Origin of the sequence: Microbacterium terrisoli (genome assembly GCF_030866805.1) — a bacterium.
Lineage (GTDB): Bacteria > Actinomycetota > Actinomycetes > Actinomycetales > Microbacteriaceae > Microbacterium > Microbacterium terrisoli.
In genome coordinates this window covers 1,673,543-1,689,774 of record NZ_CP133019.1, presented here as the reverse complement: position 1 = coordinate 1,689,774, position 16,232 = coordinate 1,673,543, and the positions used below count along the sequence as shown (strand labels likewise).

The following is a 16,232-nucleotide window of genomic DNA, read 5'->3' as shown; positions in this document are numbered from 1 at the left end:
CACGCACCAGACACTGGCACTCTCGCAATCTGAGTGCCAATTCTACCGGAACGCCTGCGTCACGCGCTGAACGACGACCCGGATTCCTCCGCCGCGACCCCGCGACGCACGCCTCACACGACCGAGTAAGCCACGATCCCGCGACGGACGAGCTCCAGGGCCTGTCGGGCCCGGCGCGCCAGGGCGCCATCGGCCACGAGCGAGAGCTGGTCGAGCAGATCGATGGTCTGCTTGGCCCAGCGCACGAAATCGCCGGCGGCCATGTCGGCTTCCAGCAGCACGCGATCCAGCGCACCGCCGCGCGCCCAGGTGTGCATGGCCTGCGCGAGGCCCGTGGCCACCTCGATCGTGCCGGGCAGCTGGTGGTCCTGCTCCACGTCGTCCAGCTGCGCCCACAGCAGCTGGGTCGCCGACAGTGCCGCACGGAACGATCCTCGCGGCAGAGCGCGGTCGCCGGCGCCGGCCTCGTCACGGCGCGGCTCGTAGACCAGACAGCACACGAGCGAGGCCAGGGAGGCGGCATCCAGATCCTTCCAGATGCCGGTGCGCAGCGCCTCGGCCACGAGCAGATCGCGCTCGCCGTAGATGCGCCGCATCGTGCGGCCCGCGTCACTGAGACGTGTGGTCCCGTCGGCGTCGACGATCACGTAGTGCAGCGTCGACAGCACGTCCACGACCCGGTCGAAATGACGGGCGACGCTGCCGGTGCGGGTCGCGATCTGGGTGCGCAGCCGGTCGGTCTGCCGCAGCAGCTTCCAATACCGCTCGGCCCAGCGCGCATGGTTCTCACGGTCGGGGCAGGAATGGCAGGAGTGGCGCTGCATGCGTCGGCGCAGCGACTCGATCTCGCGCAGCCGCTTCTGCCGTGTCGTGTGCGAGGCTCCGGCATCCTTGCGATTCTGCTTCTCGAGATCGCTGAGCTGACGACGGATCCCGGAATACTCGACGAAATCGCCGCGATCGCATGTCATCGCCTTCGCGTAGCCGGCCAGCGACTCCTCCTGCTCGCGCACCTGCCGGGCCAGCCCCACCACCGCTCGGTCGGCCTGGAACTGCGCGAATGAGGACTCGAGGATCTCGCGCGCCCGCTGTCGGCCGAACTGATCGATGAGATTGACGGCCATGTTGTAGGTGGGACGAAAGCTCGAGTTCAACGGGTAGGTGCGCCGAGACGCGAGGGCTGCGACCGCCTGCGGGTCCATCCCCTCGGTCCACTGGATCACGGCGTGACCCTCCACGTCGATGCCGCGTCTGCCCGCACGCCCCGTGATCTGCGTGTACTCCCCCGAGGTGATGGCCACGCGCGCCTCGCCGTTGAACTTCTCGAGCTTTTCGAGCACGACGGTGCGGGCGGGCATGTTGATGCCGAGGGCGAGGGTCTCGGTCGCGAAGACGACCTTGACGAGCTTGCGCTGGAACAGCTCTTCGACGACCTCTTTGAACGCGGGAAGCAGCCCGGCATGATGGGCGGCGATGCCCCGTTCGAGGTCGTCCTTCCACTCCCAGAAGCCGAGCACGCCCAGGTCCTCGTCGTGCAGAGTGCGGGTGCGCTCGTCGACGATCGCACGGATCTCGTCGCGCTCTTCGCGACTGGTCAGGCGCAGGCCCGAGCGGCGCACCTGCTGGACCGCCGCCTCGCACCCCACACGGCTGAAGATGAAGAAGATGGCCGGCAGGAGCCGGTCCCGTTCCAGCAGCCGCACGACGTCGGGCCGGTCCATCCGCTCGACGCGTCGCACGTTGGCCGCGCGCACGGGACGCCGGTTGCCGCGGGTGGGACGCCGGCGGGATGCCTCGTACCCTCCGCTGCTGCGCAGCTGCTGCGCGCGACGGTTGTTGTCGAAGTTCGGCCCTTTGACGGAGCGGATGCGCATGAGCTCCTGGTTCACGCGCGCGACACCGACGCCCGCACGGTCGTCGAACAGCGGCAGCAGGTCGCCGCGCACCAGCACGTGCTGCTCGAGAGGAACCGGGCGCGTTTCAGAGACGATCACATCGGTGTCGCCGCGCACAGTGTCCAGCCAGTCCCCGAACTCCTCGGCGTTGGAGACCGTCGCCGACAGGCACACGAGCTTGACCGCCTGCGGAAGGTGGATGATCACCTCTTCCCACACGGCGCCGCGGAACCGGTCGGCCAGGTAGTGCACTTCGTCCATGACGACGAAGCGCAGCCCGCGCAGGGCGTCGGAGTCGGCGTAGAGCATGTTGCGCAGCACCTCGGTGGTCATCACGACCACCCGTGCATTGCCGTTGATGCTCACGTCGCCGGTGAGGAGCCCCACCTCGTCAGCTCCGTAGACCTCGACCAGCTCACGGAACTTCTGGTTGGACAGGGCCTTCATCGGCGTGGTGTAGAACGCCTTGTCACCGGGCTGGAGCATCGCCAGGTCGACGGCGAACTCGCCGACGATCGTCTTGCCGGCACCGGTGGGCGCTGCCACCAGCACGCCACGACCCTCCTCGAGGGCCTCGCATCCGGCGATCTGGAAGGGATCGAGTTCGAACCGCTGCCGGTCGGCGAAGGCCGTGGTGAGGGGATGCCGCCGCCCCGCGCTCATCCGCGCGTAGCGCTCGGCAGGCGAAGGGTCTGTCACGCCAGCGGCTCCACCGGGTTGCGTTTGCGCTTTCGCCGGTCGAACAGCATGGACAGGAACGCCGCAGCGAAGTACAGAATGCACAGGATGCCGCCCAGCAGCAGCATCGAGGTCACATCGGCGGCGGGGGTGGCTGCGGCGGCGAACACGGCGATGATCAGGATCGCTACGCGCCAGCCCCGCAGGATGGTGCGCCCGCTCATGATGCCGGCCAGGTTCAGCGCGACCAGGAACACCGGGGTGATGAACGAGACGCCCACCACGAGCAGGAGCTTGAAGACGAAGTCGTAGTACGTCGAATAGTTGTAGAACTGCGCGATGCCCTTGCCGGAGGGGACGAATATCGCCATGATCTCGACCATGTGCGGCATCACCAGCCAGCCGACGTACAGACCGGCCGCGAACAGCGGAATGGCCGAGGCCAGGAACCCGATCGTGTACCGGATCTCTTTGCGCGTGAGCCCGGGCATGATGAATGCCCACAGCTGCCACAGCCACACCGGCGCCGAGACCAGCAATCCGATCGCGAACGCGATCCGCATGCGCAGATCGAAACCGCTGGTGACGGTGTCGAAGTTCAGCGCCGCGTAGTTGTCGCCGTGGGCCACGGCCACCTGCCGGATGGGTTCGGCCATCAGATCCACCACGGGCTGGCTGATGACGAACCCGATCACCATGCCCACCACGACACCGATGGCGGCGATGAACAGACGCTTGCGCAGTTCGCGGAAGTGCTGCGCCAGCGACATGCGCTTGTCATGCCGCGGCATCTCCGGTTCGGAGACGCGCGGGGGGCCGGTCTGAGTCACGACCGACTACGGCTTGGTATCAGAAGATCCCGACGTCGAATGCGTCTCGGCCGGTGCGCTGGCGTCGGTCGCCTCACCGGAGGCCGAGGGCTTCTCGCCATCGTCGTCCTTCATCGCCTTCATCTCGCCCCTGAACACCCGGGCGGACTGCCCGACGCTCTTGGCCAAGGCCGGCAGCTTCGCCGCACCGAACAGGAGCAGGATGACGGCGAGGATCAGCAGCAGATGCCATCCCGAAAAGAGGTTCCCCATGGTGTCTCCAAGTCGTGCGCTTCGGGCCAGTCTAACCCGGTTGGCGATGACCGGCGGTCATCATTCGCGGTCGGGATACAGATCCAGCCCCGCCTGAGCCCATTCGGCTGCCGCAGCCCGTGCCGCAGCGGGCTCGAGGATCTCGAGGTCTCCGCCGCGACCGGTGGCCAGACGCTTCAGACTCTGCGGGTCGGCGACCCGGAGGGTGGCCACCGTCATGCCGGCCGTGGTCTTCGACCGCGCCTGATCCAGGTACCGTCCCATCAGGTGCGACAGCTCACGCGGAAAGCGAATGCGCACGACGTTGTCGGCTTCGCTCCCCTCGAAAAGCTCGGGGACCGGCTCCTCGCCGTGGGTGATCGGGATGTCGGTCAGCTGCAGATCGCCGACCCTGTCCAGGTGGAACGTGCGCATCGCGTGGCGCAGATGACACCAGCCCTGCAGGTACCACTGCCCGTTGGCGATGTGCACCTTCACGGGGTCCACCGTGCGCGTGGTCACCGGGGCATCGGGCGCCTTGTAGGCGAACGAGACCGCGACGTGGCGGCGCAGCGCCTCGTCGACGGTGATGCGCACATCGTCGACGGGCTCCGAGGCGACGATCACGTCGGCCGGTGTGCTCGACGCGCCGGCGGCGAGCTTCGCGAGCAGGCCCGCCACCACACCGCTGTCGCCCACCCCGGGCAGCGACTGCGCCAGCTGCAGCCCCGCCAGCAGCGCCGCCGCTTCGCGCGCCGTCAGGCGCGGAGCCTCTGCCAGCCCGACGGTGTTGGTGATCACTATCCGGTCCTGCTCGTCCAGCAGATCCCAGTCGATGTCGAAGAGGTCGTTCGGCAGCTGCCAATAGCCCCGCTCGCCGGGCCGGCCGATCATCGTGAGCATCTCGACCATCTGGCGCATCTGAGCTGGGGTGACGTCGAAGTCGGCCGCCGCGTCGGCCACCGACACCTCACCGAGGTTGATCAGATACGGAACCAGCTGCAGCATGAGGGCTGCCCGATCGGTTGCCAGCACGGGCCGTCCGCTGCTCATCGTGCGCCTCCGTGCGTTCGCAGCGCGGCCTCGAGCCGGCTGATCACGTGCGCGCGCAGGTCGGCGGGCTCGACCACGCGCACTTCGGGTCCATAGCCGGCGAGTTCGTCGGCGAGGATGTGGACGTCGACGTACGGGACGCGGATGCCCTGCTCTGCCGGTCGCGCGCGACGCTGCAGACGCAGCGCCGCCTCAGACCCGGGGTTGACTTCGAGCAGCGCCGATTGGCGCGCGGCGAGGGCTTCGAGCCCGGCCAGGCCCCGCTCCCCCGCCCCCTGGCGAAGTGCCGGGTCGAACGCCTCGCGCGTGAGCTTCACATCGCCCGAGATGCGCGCCAGCAAGAAGGTGCGCTCGGCTTCGGCCTCGACATCGATGCCGTACACATGCCAGCGCGCCTCGTACTCGACCAGCGCGAGCGGGCGGATCCGACGGGTGCGGGCGGCATCCTCGCCCGGCTTCAGATAGGGGAAGGTCACCACGCGTGCTTGTTCGATCGCGCGCTGCAAGGGTGCGAAAGACGACTCACGCAGGCTGATCCGGGGCGAGTAGCCGATGATCGGTTCGTCGACGGGGATGCCCAGTGCCCGGATCTTGCGCAGTCCGCTGCGTGCGTCGGCCGACAGCGAGCCCTGGCTCCACACGCCGCCGGCGAGGTTGAGCACCGCGATCTCGGCGGGCGAGAAGGTGATCTCGGCCGGAAGGGCGTATTCCGCGGACGGGATGCGATAACGCGCTTCGCGCAGGTCGTCAGGGTCCAAGCGGTCGCCGATGGTCTCGATCGGGACCCCGAGCCCACGCAGGTTCTCCTTGTCGCGCTCGAACATCTTCTCCAGCGCGTCTTTCGTGGCACCGGCCTCGCCCTGCTCGCGGTACCCCGACACCGACGTGAGAATCGTGTCCTTCGTCAGTCCCTGTTCGGTGGCCATCAGTGCCACCACCAGGTTGAGCAGGCGTTCTTCTGGAGCGCCCCGATCGGCGCCAGGCGACGGAGCTGCGGTGGCGGTCACCCCCCAATCCTAGAGGTGTGCCGACACGGCGTCAGCCGACGCGCCAACCGTCACTGCGCGGGCGCGGCGGCCTTCGGCGCGATACCGAGGATGTCGATGACGGCCACCTGCGTGTCCTTCGCATCGGGCGAGCCGTCGATCTTCGGGATCACGGCCATCACCTGCGAACCGACCGTCTGACCTTCGACAGCGTCACGGAATCCCTTCGATTTGTCCGAGAGGGTGATCGCCTGCGGTGTGCTGTCCCATGTGGTGTCGGCCACCGCCTTGTCGGTCCAGTTCACGATCGTGTAGTTGACCATGACCGGGGCATCTCCGGTGACCTTCTCGCCGTCTCCGCGCTTGAGCGTCCAGATCTTGAGGTTCTGCGGGGCGGCGGCGTCACGGATGACCACACCGGGCCGGCCGTCCGCAGCACGCACGACGGCGGGCATGCCCCAGCCGGAGTTGTAGACGAGTGCGCCGTTCGCGGCACCCAGGTACACGCGCCGCACATCCACGACCGCCACCAGCGAATCCTTGGGTCCGAGGCCGAGGTTCTGCGCAGACGATGCCTCCAACCCACCGGGGGCGATCGCCAGGGCGACACGGGTGCCGGCCGTCGCGCAGTGCAGCGCGTCCACGAATGCGGGGAACTGCGTGGCCCAACGGTCCAGCGGGACCGCCTGCGTCTGGTCGCCGTTGTATGCGGTGGCCACCAGGGGCTTGCCGGTGGTGGCGCTGACCAGCGCCACGTCGAGCACGACCATCTGCTTGGCGCTGGAGATGGGCACGGCGCCGTCGCCTCGCGTCACATCCTTGAACTGCGTGGTCGTCGTGTGCAGCGGTGCGTCCACATCGACGATCGGCTTCGAGGTCGTCGGCCCTGCGACCTGGATCTGCGCCATCGTCGGGGAGTTCGCATCGGTCACCCGCGGGCAGGATGCGGCCGGATCCGACGACGAGGAGCAGCCGACGAGTGCGACCGAGGCGAGGGCGATGACGGTGAGGGCAACGGGAAGTCTGCGCACCCGCAACAGTCTAGGCGCTCGCCTGATCAGCTCCCGACGCCTCGCGATCGGCTGCGGCCTGCCGGGCACCGCCCGCTGCGCGCTGCGCATCGCGCAGGCGCTTGCGCAGGTTCTTGTCGTTGATCTGGCGATCGCCGACGGCGCCGGGCGTCCACAGGTCGACATCCTCGTCGCCGTACGACGTCTTGCGGATCGCACGGGTGCGCACGTCGGGCGGCACTGCGCCCGGCGCGAGGCGCCGCGCCGTCATCAGAAAGCCGGTGTGGGCGACCATGCGGTGGTCGGGGCGCACGGCGAGTCCTTCCACGTGCCAGCTCCGGATCATGGTCTCGGACGACTCGGGCTCGGTGAAAAGCCCCGTGCCCCGCACGTATTCGACGACCCGGCTCAGCTGCGTGACAGTGGCCACATAGCAGAGCACGACTCCCCCCGGCTCCAGGGCCTGCGACACGACATCGATGCACTCCCACGGCGCCAGCATGTCGAGGATCACCCGGTCGACGCCGCCATCGGGGAACTGGCGCGGCAGGGCTTCGACGAGGTCGCCGAGCTCGACGCGCCAGTTCTCCGGCGCCCCGCCCAGGAATGTCTCGGCGTTCGCTCGCGCGACCTCGGCGAACTCCGCACGGCGCTCGAACGAGACCAGCAGTCCTTCGGTTCCCAGCGCCCGCAGCAGCCACAGCGAGAGCGCGCCCGAGCCGACGCCCGCCTCGACGACCACCGCCCCCGGAAACACGTCTGCCTGCGCGACGATCTGCGCGGCGTCCTTGGGGTAGACGATCGCTGCGCCCCGCGGCATCGACATGACGAAGTCGCGCAGCAGCGGTCGCAGTGCCAGGTATTCGGCGTCGCCGCTGTTGGAGACGACCGACCCGTCGGGCAGTCCCACCAGCACGTCGTGGCGCAGCACGCCGCGGTGAGTGTGCAGCTCGCCGCCCTCGCGCAGCGTGATGGTGTGCAGCTTGCCCTTGGGGCCGGTCAGCTGCACACGATCGCCGTAGCGGAACGGGCCGCTGGGCCGTGGCGCAGAAACGCTCATGCTTCTCCTCCGCCGGCGTGTGCCGGTCGATGTGCGCCGAACACGGCGGCGATGTCGTCGGGTGTGCGGCCGTCCAGTGTGGGCCACAGCGTATGCCCGCCCACGCCTTCGAGCGAGACCATGTGCGGCACGCCGATCGAGACGGCTCCGGATGCCACCGCCGCGCGCAGCCCATTCGGCGAATCCTCGATCGCGACGGTGTCGGCCGCATGCAGACCCAGCAGCTCACACGCCCGCAGGTACGGGTCGGGGTAGGGCTTGGGGCGCGACACCTCATCTCCGGCGACGATGAGATCGAACGCGTCGAAGTCGATGAAATCGACGACCGACTGCGCCATCCGACGCAGCGACATCGTCACCAGCGCGGTCCTGACCCCGGCCTCTCGCAGGCTGCGCAGCAGTTCGCGCGCACCCGGGCGGAACGGCGCCCCCTCGCGGGCGAGCGAGGCCAGCACGTCCGCGGTGAGGCGATCGACGATGGCCGCGGCATCCATCCGCACCCCGCGACCCTGCAGGATGCGGCCTGCGTCCAGGAGCCCGAGTCCGACCATCTGCAGCGCGTCCTCTGAAGACCACGCACCGCCGTAGGACTCGACCAGCTCGGTCTCGGCGGCCATCCAGTGCGGTTCGGTGTCCACGAGCGTGCCGTCCATGTCCCAGAGAACGGCGGCAGGCAGTCGGGAGGTCATCCGTCCATGCTATCGACGCCGCGCTGCGGTGCCGTGGTCGTGCCGACGCGCGCACCGGCCCAGCGCCTATCCTGGAACAGATGGAGAGCCCACAGGATCGCGGATTCGGCCGGCGCGTGCTGGTCACGGCCTTCGACGGCTGGAACGATGCCGGCGAGGCGGCGTCGTCGGCGGCGACGCTGCTCAAAGAGAGCCGCGCCTATGAACCGGTGTTCTCCGTGGACCCCGAGCTGTATTTCGACTACCAGTACACGCACCCGCAGATGATCGCCGCCGCCGACGGCACTCGCACCCTGCGGTGGCCCGAGGCGACGCTGTTCCGGCCCTCGCGTCGCACGCGCGGCACGCAGCTGTGGCTGCTGACCGGAGTCGAGCCCGCGCGGGCGTGGCAGGCATTCTGCGCCGAGATCGTCGACGTTATGCTGCGCGAGGATGTCACGGGCCTGATCGCGCTCGGATCGATGATGTCCGATGTTCCGCACACCCGCCCGATCTCGGTGTTCGCCGGCAGCGACAACGAACGGCTCCGTGCCACGCTCGACCTGGAGCGCAGCACCTATGAAGGACCCGTCGGCGTGCTGAGCGCTCTGGCTGCGGCGGCCGAGAACGTCGGCATTCCCACAGCGGGGCTCTGGGCGAGCGTGCCGCACTATGTGGCCGGGCACACACCGTCGCCGAAGGCGACCCTGGCGCTGCTGGACAAGCTCGAAGAGCTCACCGGCGCGAGCGTGCCGCGCGGCGATCTTGCGACACAGTCCAGCGTGTGGGAGGCATCCATCGACGCGGCCGCCGCCGACGATGAGGAGATGACCGCCTACATCCAGCAGCTGGAAGCCGCCCGCGACACGTGGGACTCGCCCGAGGCGTCGGGCGATGCGATTGCACGCGAGTTCGAGCGGTACCTGCGCCACGGCGGCGACGGCCCGAACAAGCCCGGCGACCCGCGCTCCGGACGCTGAGTGCGCACTACGGCTGGATGACCCCGAGGCTCAGCAGCACGATCAGCACTGTGCCCAGCAGAACCCGATACACCACGAACGGCATGAAGCTGTGCTTGGTGATCCACTTCATGAAGAACGCGATCACCGCCAGCCCCACGACGAACGCCACAACGGTCGCCGCGGCCGTCTCGCCCATCGTGAACACTTCGGGCGTGGGAGACTTGACGACCTTGACGAGCTCGAACAGACCGCTGCCGAACACCGCGGGGATCGCGAGCAGGAAGGCGTACCGGGCAGCGGCCTCCCGCGTGTAGCCCAGCAGCAGCCCGGCCGTGATCGTGCCGCCGGAGCGTGAGACGCCGGGGATCAGCGCGAGGGACTGCGCGAGGCCGTAGATCAGGCCGTGCCCCACGGTCAGATCCTTCAGCTCCCGCTTCTGCTTCGCGTTCATGTCGGCGATGCCCAGGATCACGCCGAACACGATGAGACTGACCGCCACGATCCACAGCGACCGCAGCGTCGTCTCGATCTCGCTCTGGAACAGCAGCCCCAGCACCACGATCGGGATCGTGCCGATGATGATCAGCCATCCCATCTTCGCGTCGGGGTCATTGCGCGGAATGCGCCCGATCAGCGATCGGAACCAGTGTCCGATGATCCGCACGATGTCGCGCCAGAAGAACACGACGACGGCCGTCTCGGTGCCGATCTGCGTGATGGCGGTGAACGCCGCGCCGGGGTCGCCGGCATCGGGCAGGAATGCTCCGACGATGCGCAGATGCGCGCTGGAGGAGATCGGCAGGAACTCGGTGAGACCTTGGACCAGTCCGAGGAAAATGGCCTCGATGAAGTGCATGTGCGCCTTTCCGTGCAGAGCAGGGATGCCGCAGCCGTACCGGTGGGTTCAGTGGCTGCGGAAGAGGTCGGTCAGAACGGCGGTGCCGAAGTCGAGGGCGTCGAGGGGCACACGCTCATCCACGCCGTGGAACATCCCGGTGAAATCGAAGTCGACCGGCAGGCGCAGGGGCGCGAAGCCGTAGCCCGGGATCCCCAGGCGCGACAGCGCCTTGTTGTCGGTCCCGCCGCCCATGAGATAGGGCACCACGGGCACGCCCGGGTCGTGACGGCCGAGGGATGCGACCATCGCATCCACCAGGTCGCCGGCGAACGGCTCTTCGAGGCCGACGTCGCGGGTGACGACCTCGATCTCGATGTCGTCGCCGACGATGCGCCGGATCTCGGCGAGCACGTCGTCCTCGGTGCCGGGCAGCACGCGCACGTCGATCAGCGCCTCGGCGGCATCGGGGATCACGTTGTGCTTGTATCCGGCAGCCAGGGCGGTGGGATTGCTCGTGGTGCGCAGCGTCGAACGGATGAACCCGGCGGCCGGGCCGGCAAGATCGGCCAGGGCGTCGGGGTCGGCGCCGTCGGCCGCGGATGCGGCGAGGTCGGCGAAGCGCTCCAGCAGCTGGGAGGTGGCATCGGTCAGCTGCACCGGCCACTCCGTGCGGCCCACCGCCGCGACGGCCTCGGCCAGTCGCGTCACCGCGTTGTCGGGGTGGAAGCCGCTGCCGTGCCCTGCCCGTCCCCGCGCGCGCAGGCGCAGCCAGAGCAGGCCCTTCTCGCCGACCTGCAGCAGATAGGCGCGGTGCCCGGCCACGCCCACCGAGTAGCCGCCCACTTCGCTGATGGCCGCTCCGGCACCGTCGAACCACTCGGGTCGGTCACGCACGACAAGAGCCGAGCCTTGTTCGCCGCCTGCCTCCTCATCGGCGAAGAACGTCACGATCAGGTCCCGTTCGGGCTGCTCGCCCCCGGCCAGCAGCCCGCCGACCGCAGTGAGGATCATCGCGTCCATGTTCTTCATGTCGACCGCCCCACGCCCCCAGAGCATGCCGTCGCGCACCACGCCGGCGAACGGATCGACGCTCCAGTCCTCGGCGATGGCAGGAACCACATCCAGGTGCCCGTGCACCACGAGGGCGGGCTTGCTGCCGTCGCGTCCGGGCACACGCGCTCGGACGTTCGTGCGTCGTGGCACAGGCTCGAAGTAATCCGTGGAAAGACCCATGCCCTCCAGGAGCGCACCGACGTACTCGGCGGCCTCGCGCTCGCCGTTGGCCCGCCCGCCGCCGTAGTTCGTCGTGTCGATGCGGATCAGATCGCGCGCGATGCGCGCAACCTGGCTGAGCTCGGCGTCGGATGCGGCGGTTGGCATGCCGTCAAGGCTACCGGTACGGCGCCCGCTCCTCGGCGCGCCCGGGTGCCGGGCGGATTCCATGCCACCGGGCGAACGTGATAATGTCGTTCCTCGGTTGCAAAACCATCTCCACCTGCGCGGGTGGCGGAATAGGTAGACGCGCTAGCTTGAGGTGCTAGTGCCCTTTATCGGGCGTGGGGGTTCAAGTCCCCCCTCGCGCACGCATGTGAGAACAGCCCCCGACCCGGAATCTCGGATTCCGGGTCGGGGGCTGTTCTCGTTCGGCACGACAGGAGCGGTCGCGTGCCGATCGGGTCTTCGTCGCCCCCCTTTCCCGAGTCGCTCGCGCGCGTCGACGGCCGGCTCATGGCAGGCCGCCGCCGGCCGCGATAGGTTCGTGGCGTGGCTTCCCGACCTCGCTCCCCGCGGTCGCCGGCCTGGCGCAGCCAGACCGCGATCCCTCTCCGCCCGGCGCCGGCTGCAGAGGCCGGCACGACCACGATGGGCCGCATCCCGCTCGTGGATCCGCGGCCTGCGCTCAGCGACGGAGGCCTCATCCGCCCGAAGGCCTTCGCCGGCGAGATCGTTCCGTTCCGCGTGACGGCGTTCCGAGAGGGGCACGACCTGATCGGGGTGCATCTGCGACTGTTCTCCCCGTCCGGCGACGAGTCGCTGCACCGGGTGACGCCGCGAAACGATGGATTCGACCGCTGGGTCGCGCACATCGGCCTCCTCGAGCAGGGCGACTGGTCGTTCCGCTTCGAGTCGTTCGCCGACGAGGTCGCCACCTGGCGGCACACGGCCCGCATCAAACTCACCGGGGGCGTCGACATCGCCGTCACCGCCGCGGGCGGCCGGCTGCTGTTCGAACGCGCGGCGGCCGACACCGACCGACCCGCATCAGAGCGCACGCTGCTGCGTCGGGCGGCCAAGCGGCTGGCCTCGGCGGGTGAGGATGCTGCGGCATCCCTCGCCGTCGTCGAAGACGACGCTCTTGCCCGCGCGTTCGCACAACGCCCTCTGCAGTCCCTCGTGACGCTCTCCGTCGATCTGCCGCTGCGCGTGGAACGCGAACGGGCAGGCGTGGGCGCCTGGTACGAGTTCTTCCCGCGATCCGAGGGTGCCCAGCGGCAGGAGGACGGCTCGGTGCGCAGCGGCACCTTCCGCACCGCGGCCGCCCGCCTGCCGCAGGTTGCGCAGATGGGGTTCCAGGTCGTGTACCTGCCGCCGATCCACCCGATCGGTCTGACGCATCGCAAGGGCCCGAACAACGCGCTGGAGGCCGGCCCCGGCGATCCGGGCTCGCCGTGGGCGATCGGCGGGGCCGCCGGTGGGCACGACGCCGTACACCCCGATCTCGGCAGGCTCACCGATTTCCGCGCCTTCGTCCGCGCTGCGCGCCGAGAGAAACTCGAGGTCGCCCTCGACCTGGCCCTGCAGGCCTCGCCCGACCACCCGTGGGTGAGCTCTCATCCGGAATGGTTCACCACCCTGCCCGACGGCACCATCGCCTATGCCGAGAACCCGCCGAAGAAGTATCAGGACATCTATCCGATCAACTTCGACAACGATCCCGACGGCATCCGCGCCGAGGTGCTGCGCATCGTCCGGCACTGGATCGCCCAGGGAGTGCTGATCTTCCGCGTCGACAACCCCCACACCAAACCCCTGCAGTTCTGGGAGTGGCTGATCCGCACCGTCACCGACGAGAACCCGGATGTCGTGTTCCTCGCTGAGGCGTTCACCCGGCCCGCTCCGCTGCAGGCGCTGGCGCGGGCCGGCTTCCAGCAGAGCTACTCGTATTTCACCTGGCGCAACACCAGGGCCGAGCTCGAAGAGTTCCTCTCGTCGGTCGCGAATGACACCGCCGACTTCCTGCGGCCCAATCTGTTCGTGAACACCCCCGACATCCTCACCGAGTATCTGCAGTTCGGCGGGCGTCCCGCATACAAGATCCGCGCCGCCATCGCCGCAACGGCGGGCGCCTCCTACGGCGTGTACGCCGGCTACGAGTTGTTCGAGAACGTCGCCCGGCCGGGGTCGGAAGAGAACATCGACAACGAGAAGTACGAGTACAAGCTGCGCGATTGGGCCGGCGCCGAGGCATCCGGCGACTCCCTCGCCCCGTACCTGCGGCGGTTGAACGAGATCCGTACCGCGCACCCGGCGCTGCGGCAGCTGCGCAATCTCACGATCCACGCGAGCGACGACGACGGCGTGCTCGTGTTCGCCAAGCACGTCGATGCGGACCTGTCGCCCACCGGCGCTGCCGACACGATCATCGTGGTCGCCAACGTCGACCCGCATTCGGTGCGCCAGACGATGATCCATCTGGACACCACGGTGTTCGGCATCCGGCCCGGCGACGCCTTCGAGGCCGAAGATCTCATCACCGGAGCGCGGTGGACCTGGACCGACCACGACTATGTGCGCCTGGACGCGTTCACCGAACCGGTGCACATCGTGCACGTGGTGCACGCAAAGGAGCCGCGATGACCATCTCCGACGCCCTGCTGGATGCCGTCGCCCACGGTGAGCACCACGCTCCGCACGACGTGCTGGGCCTGCATCAGGACGTGGATGCCACCGGTCGCGCGGTGTGGACGGTGCGGGCACGGCGCCCCCTGGCACGCTCTGTGACCGCCGTGTTCGCCGACGGTGAGCGGGTCCCTCTGATGCACGTGCGCGAAGGGATCTGGGCCGGCGCGAAAAGCGGCCGCGCGCGCCCGTACGTGCTGGAGACCGTCTACCCCGACGGGTCGGGCAACACCTGTGACGATCCGTATCGCCATCTGCCCGGCCTGGGCGAACTGGACCTGCACCTCATCCGCGAAGGCCGCCACGAGCGCCTCTGGGACGTGCTGGGTGCGCATGTGCGCGAAGATGACGGCTCGGTCGGCACCGCCTTCGCAGTGTGGGCGCCCAATGCCCGCGCCGTACGCGTGGTCGGCTCCTTCAACGCGTGGGACGGTCGCGGGCACGCGATGCGCTCACTGGGGGCCAGCGGCGTCTGGGAGCTGTTCGTGCCGGGCCTGGCCGCAGGTGCCGTGTACAAGTTCGAGATCCGCACCCCTGCCGGCGACTGGATCCTCAAGGCGGACCCGATGGCGCAGGCAGCCGAGGTGCCGCCGGCCACAGCCTCGGTGGTCGCCGCCTCGACGTATGCCTGGACCGATGCAGAGTGGATCGCCGCGCGTGCAGCCCAGCAGCCGGTTGCCCGGCCGATGTCGGTCTATGAGGTGCACCTCGGCTCGTGGCGCGAGCACATGGACTATCGCGGAGCCGCCGACGCTCTGATCTCGCATGTGCAGTCGCTCGGCTTCACCCACGTGGAGTTCCTGCCGCTTGCCGAGCACCCTTTCGGAGGCTCGTGGGGCTACCAGGTGAGCGGCTATTACGCCCCGACCAGCCGGTACGGGTCGCCCGACGACCTGAGATACCTCATCGATCGCCTGCACGGGGCCGGGATCGGCGTGATCATGGACTGGGTTCCGGGGCACTTTCCCAAAGATGCGTTCGCGCTGGGTCGGTTCGACGGCACACCGCTGTACGAGCATCCCGATCCTCGGCGTGGCGAGCATCGCGACTGGGGCACGTACATCTTCGACTACGGCCGCAACGAGGTGCGCAACTTCCTCGTGGCCAACGCCCTGTACTGGTTCGAGCAGTTCCACGTCGACGGGCTGCGTGTCGACGCCGTCGCCTCGATGCTGTATCTGGACTATTCACGCGCCGACGGCGAGTGGGAGCCGAACATCCACGGCGGACGCGAGAATCTCGAGGCCATCCGGTTTCTGCAGGAGGTGAACGCGACCGCATACCGGCTGCACCCGGGTGTCGCCATGATCGCCGAGGAGTCCACCAGCTTCACCGGTGTCACCGCACCCACCGACCACGGCGGGCTCGGCTTCGGCTTCAAATGGAACATGGGGTGGATGAACGACTCGCTCGTCTACATCCAACGCGACCCGATGTACCGTTCCCACCACGCCGGCGAGCTCTCGTTCTCGTTCGTGTACGCGTTCAGCGAGAACTTCGTGCTGCCGATCAGCCACGACGAGGTCGTGCACGGCAAGGGAAGCCTGTTGGCCAAGATGCCCGGCGACCACTGGCAGAAGCTCGCGAACATGCGGGCGTTCCTGTCCTACATGTGGGCGCACCCCGGCAAGCAGCTGCTGTTCATGGGCCAGGAGTTCGGTCAGCTCTCGGAGTGGTCCGAGCAGCGCCCGCTGGACTGGTGGCTGCTCGACCAGCCCAGCCACCGGCAGCTGCAGGACTTCGTGGCGGCGCTGAACGCGACCTATGCCGACCAGCCCGCGCTGTGGCAGCGCGACGGGGACCCGTCCGCGTTCGAGCGGCTCGGAGCGCCCTCGTGGAATCCCGACGTGCTGGCCTTCCGGCGCGACGGCGGCGGGTCGACCGTCGTCGTGGTGTGCAACTTCTCGGGTGCGCCGCTGCGCGACCACCCGCTGCACCTGCCCGCGGCCGGACGCTGGGACGAGATCCTCAACAGCGACTCCTCCGCCTTCGGCGGCTCGGGCGTCGGCAATCTCGGCGCCGTTCAGACGGATGCCGCAGGTCTTGCACTCCTGCAGCTCCCGCCGCTGGGTGTGCTCTGGCTCGTGCACCACCCCGGTCGTTGAGCCAGCCGAGCGAGAC

General features: G+C 68.8%; 13 protein-coding genes and 1 tRNA gene. 4 read left to right on the top strand and 10 right to left on the bottom strand.

Annotated features, from left to right (window positions below; genetic code table 11):
• Positions 1 to 113: 113 nt before the first annotated feature.
• The 8 genes from QU603_RS07330 to QU603_RS07295 form a co-directional block, all read right to left on the bottom strand.
• Positions 114 to 2,594, bottom strand: a complete 2,481-nt coding sequence (locus tag QU603_RS07330; RefSeq protein ID WP_308493825.1) for a DEAD/DEAH box helicase — start codon at positions 2,592 to 2,594, stop codon at positions 114 to 116.
• The gene (gene tatC, locus QU603_RS07325) at positions 2,591 to 3,364 is read right to left on the bottom strand and encodes a twin-arginine translocase subunit TatC (protein WP_308493824.1); all 774 of its coding nucleotides are present in this window, start codon (positions 3,362 to 3,364) and stop codon (positions 2,591 to 2,593) included. Before tatC ends, QU603_RS07330 begins: the two co-directional genes overlap by 4 nt.
• Before the next feature lie 45 nt (positions 3,365 to 3,409).
• The gene (gene tatA, locus QU603_RS07320) at positions 3,410 to 3,655 is read right to left on the bottom strand and encodes a twin-arginine translocase TatA/TatE family subunit (protein ID WP_308493823.1); all 246 of its coding nucleotides are present in this window, start codon (positions 3,653 to 3,655) and stop codon (positions 3,410 to 3,412) included.
• 60 nt (positions 3,656 to 3,715) lie between these two features.
• Entirely contained in the window at positions 3,716 to 4,687 is a 972-nt protein-coding gene (locus tag QU603_RS07315; protein WP_308493822.1) for a helix-turn-helix transcriptional regulator, read from the bottom strand.
• Positions 4,684 to 5,613, bottom strand: a complete 930-nt coding sequence (locus QU603_RS07310; protein ID WP_308493973.1) for a helix-turn-helix transcriptional regulator — start codon at positions 5,611 to 5,613, stop codon at positions 4,684 to 4,686. Before QU603_RS07310 ends, QU603_RS07315 begins: the two co-directional genes overlap by 4 nt.
• Positions 5,614 to 5,744: 131 nt before the next feature.
• The gene (locus QU603_RS07305) at positions 5,745 to 6,704 is read right to left on the bottom strand and encodes an FKBP-type peptidyl-prolyl cis-trans isomerase (RefSeq protein WP_308493821.1); all 960 of its coding nucleotides are present in this window, start codon (positions 6,702 to 6,704) and stop codon (positions 5,745 to 5,747) included.
• 10 nt (positions 6,705 to 6,714) lie between these two features.
• Positions 6,715 to 7,743, bottom strand: coding sequence for a tRNA (adenine-N1)-methyltransferase (locus QU603_RS07300; RefSeq protein ID WP_308493820.1), 1,029 nt, complete (start codon positions 7,741 to 7,743; stop codon positions 6,715 to 6,717).
• Positions 7,740 to 8,432, bottom strand: coding sequence for an HAD family hydrolase (locus tag QU603_RS07295; RefSeq protein WP_308493819.1), 693 nt, complete (start codon positions 8,430 to 8,432; stop codon positions 7,740 to 7,742). Before QU603_RS07295 ends, QU603_RS07300 begins: the two co-directional genes overlap by 4 nt.
• Before the next feature lie 80 nt (positions 8,433 to 8,512).
• Between QU603_RS07295 and QU603_RS07290 the strand changes: the two genes are divergently transcribed.
• On the top strand, positions 8,513 to 9,391 hold the full coding sequence (locus tag QU603_RS07290; RefSeq protein WP_308493818.1) for a PAC2 family protein: 879 nt from the start codon (positions 8,513 to 8,515) through the stop codon (positions 9,389 to 9,391).
• A gap of 7 nt (positions 9,392 to 9,398) precedes the next feature.
• On the opposite strand, the gene QU603_RS07285 is transcribed toward QU603_RS07290, so the two are convergent.
• Both QU603_RS07285 and QU603_RS07280 read right to left on the bottom strand, forming a co-directional pair.
• Positions 9,399 to 10,229, bottom strand: a complete 831-nt coding sequence (locus QU603_RS07285) for an undecaprenyl-diphosphate phosphatase (protein ID WP_308493817.1) — start codon at positions 10,227 to 10,229, stop codon at positions 9,399 to 9,401.
• Positions 10,230 to 10,277: 48 nt separating this feature from the next.
• On the bottom strand, positions 10,278 to 11,591 hold the full coding sequence (locus QU603_RS07280; protein ID WP_308493816.1) for a M20/M25/M40 family metallo-hydrolase: 1,314 nt from the start codon (positions 11,589 to 11,591) through the stop codon (positions 10,278 to 10,280).
• Between the two features lie 117 nt (positions 11,592 to 11,708).
• On the opposite strand from QU603_RS07280, the gene QU603_RS07275 reads away from it, so the two are divergent.
• From QU603_RS07275 to glgB, 3 genes are all read left to right on the top strand, one after another.
• Positions 11,709 to 11,794: transfer RNA gene (locus QU603_RS07275), tRNA-Leu, on the top strand.
• Positions 11,795 to 12,074: 280 nt separating this feature from the next.
• Complete coding sequence (locus QU603_RS07270; RefSeq protein WP_308493972.1) at positions 12,075 to 14,069, top strand: maltotransferase domain-containing protein; 1,995 nt, start codon at positions 12,075 to 12,077, stop codon at positions 14,067 to 14,069.
• Positions 14,066 to 16,216 carry a 1,4-alpha-glucan branching protein GlgB gene (gene glgB / locus QU603_RS07265; RefSeq protein WP_308493815.1) on the top strand — a complete coding sequence of 717 codons (2,151 nt, stop codon included), beginning with the start codon at positions 14,066 to 14,068 and terminating at the stop codon, positions 16,214 to 16,216. The genes QU603_RS07270 and glgB overlap by 4 nt, the downstream gene beginning before the upstream one ends.
• Positions 16,217 to 16,232: the final 16 nt, after the last annotated feature.

What these genes read in the sequence shown, in the direction of transcription:
- tatC (WP_308493824.1), bottom strand. Translation starts at nt 3,364, where the DNA reads ATGCCGCGGCATGACAAGCGCATGTCGCTGGCGCAGCACTTCCGCGAA.
- tatA (WP_308493823.1), bottom strand. Translation starts at nt 3,655, where the DNA reads ATGGGGAACCTCTTTTCGGGATGGCATCTGCTGCTGATCCTCGCCGTC.
- QU603_RS07315 (WP_308493822.1), bottom strand. Translation starts at nt 4,687, where the DNA reads ATGAGCAGCGGACGGCCCGTGCTGGCAACCGATCGGGCAGCCCTCATG.
- QU603_RS07310 (WP_308493973.1), bottom strand. Translation starts at nt 5,613, where the DNA reads ATGGCCACCGAACAGGGACTGACGAAGGACACGATTCTCACGTCGGTG.
- QU603_RS07300 (WP_308493820.1), bottom strand. Translation starts at nt 7,743, where the DNA reads ATGAGCGTTTCTGCGCCACGGCCCAGCGGCCCGTTCCGCTACGGCGAT.
- QU603_RS07295 (WP_308493819.1), bottom strand. Translation starts at nt 8,432, where the DNA reads ATGACCTCCCGACTGCCTGCCGCCGTTCTCTGGGACATGGACGGCACG.
- QU603_RS07290 (WP_308493818.1), top strand. Translation starts at nt 8,513, where the DNA reads ATGGAGAGCCCACAGGATCGCGGATTCGGCCGGCGCGTGCTGGTCACG.
- QU603_RS07285 (WP_308493817.1), bottom strand. Translation starts at nt 10,229, where the DNA reads ATGCACTTCATCGAGGCCATTTTCCTCGGACTGGTCCAAGGTCTCACC.
- QU603_RS07280 (WP_308493816.1), bottom strand. Translation starts at nt 11,591, where the DNA reads ATGCCAACCGCCGCATCCGACGCCGAGCTCAGCCAGGTTGCGCGCATC.
- QU603_RS07270 (WP_308493972.1), top strand. Translation starts at nt 12,075, where the DNA reads ATGGGCCGCATCCCGCTCGTGGATCCGCGGCCTGCGCTCAGCGACGGA.
- glgB (WP_308493815.1), top strand. Translation starts at nt 14,066, where the DNA reads ATGACCATCTCCGACGCCCTGCTGGATGCCGTCGCCCACGGTGAGCAC.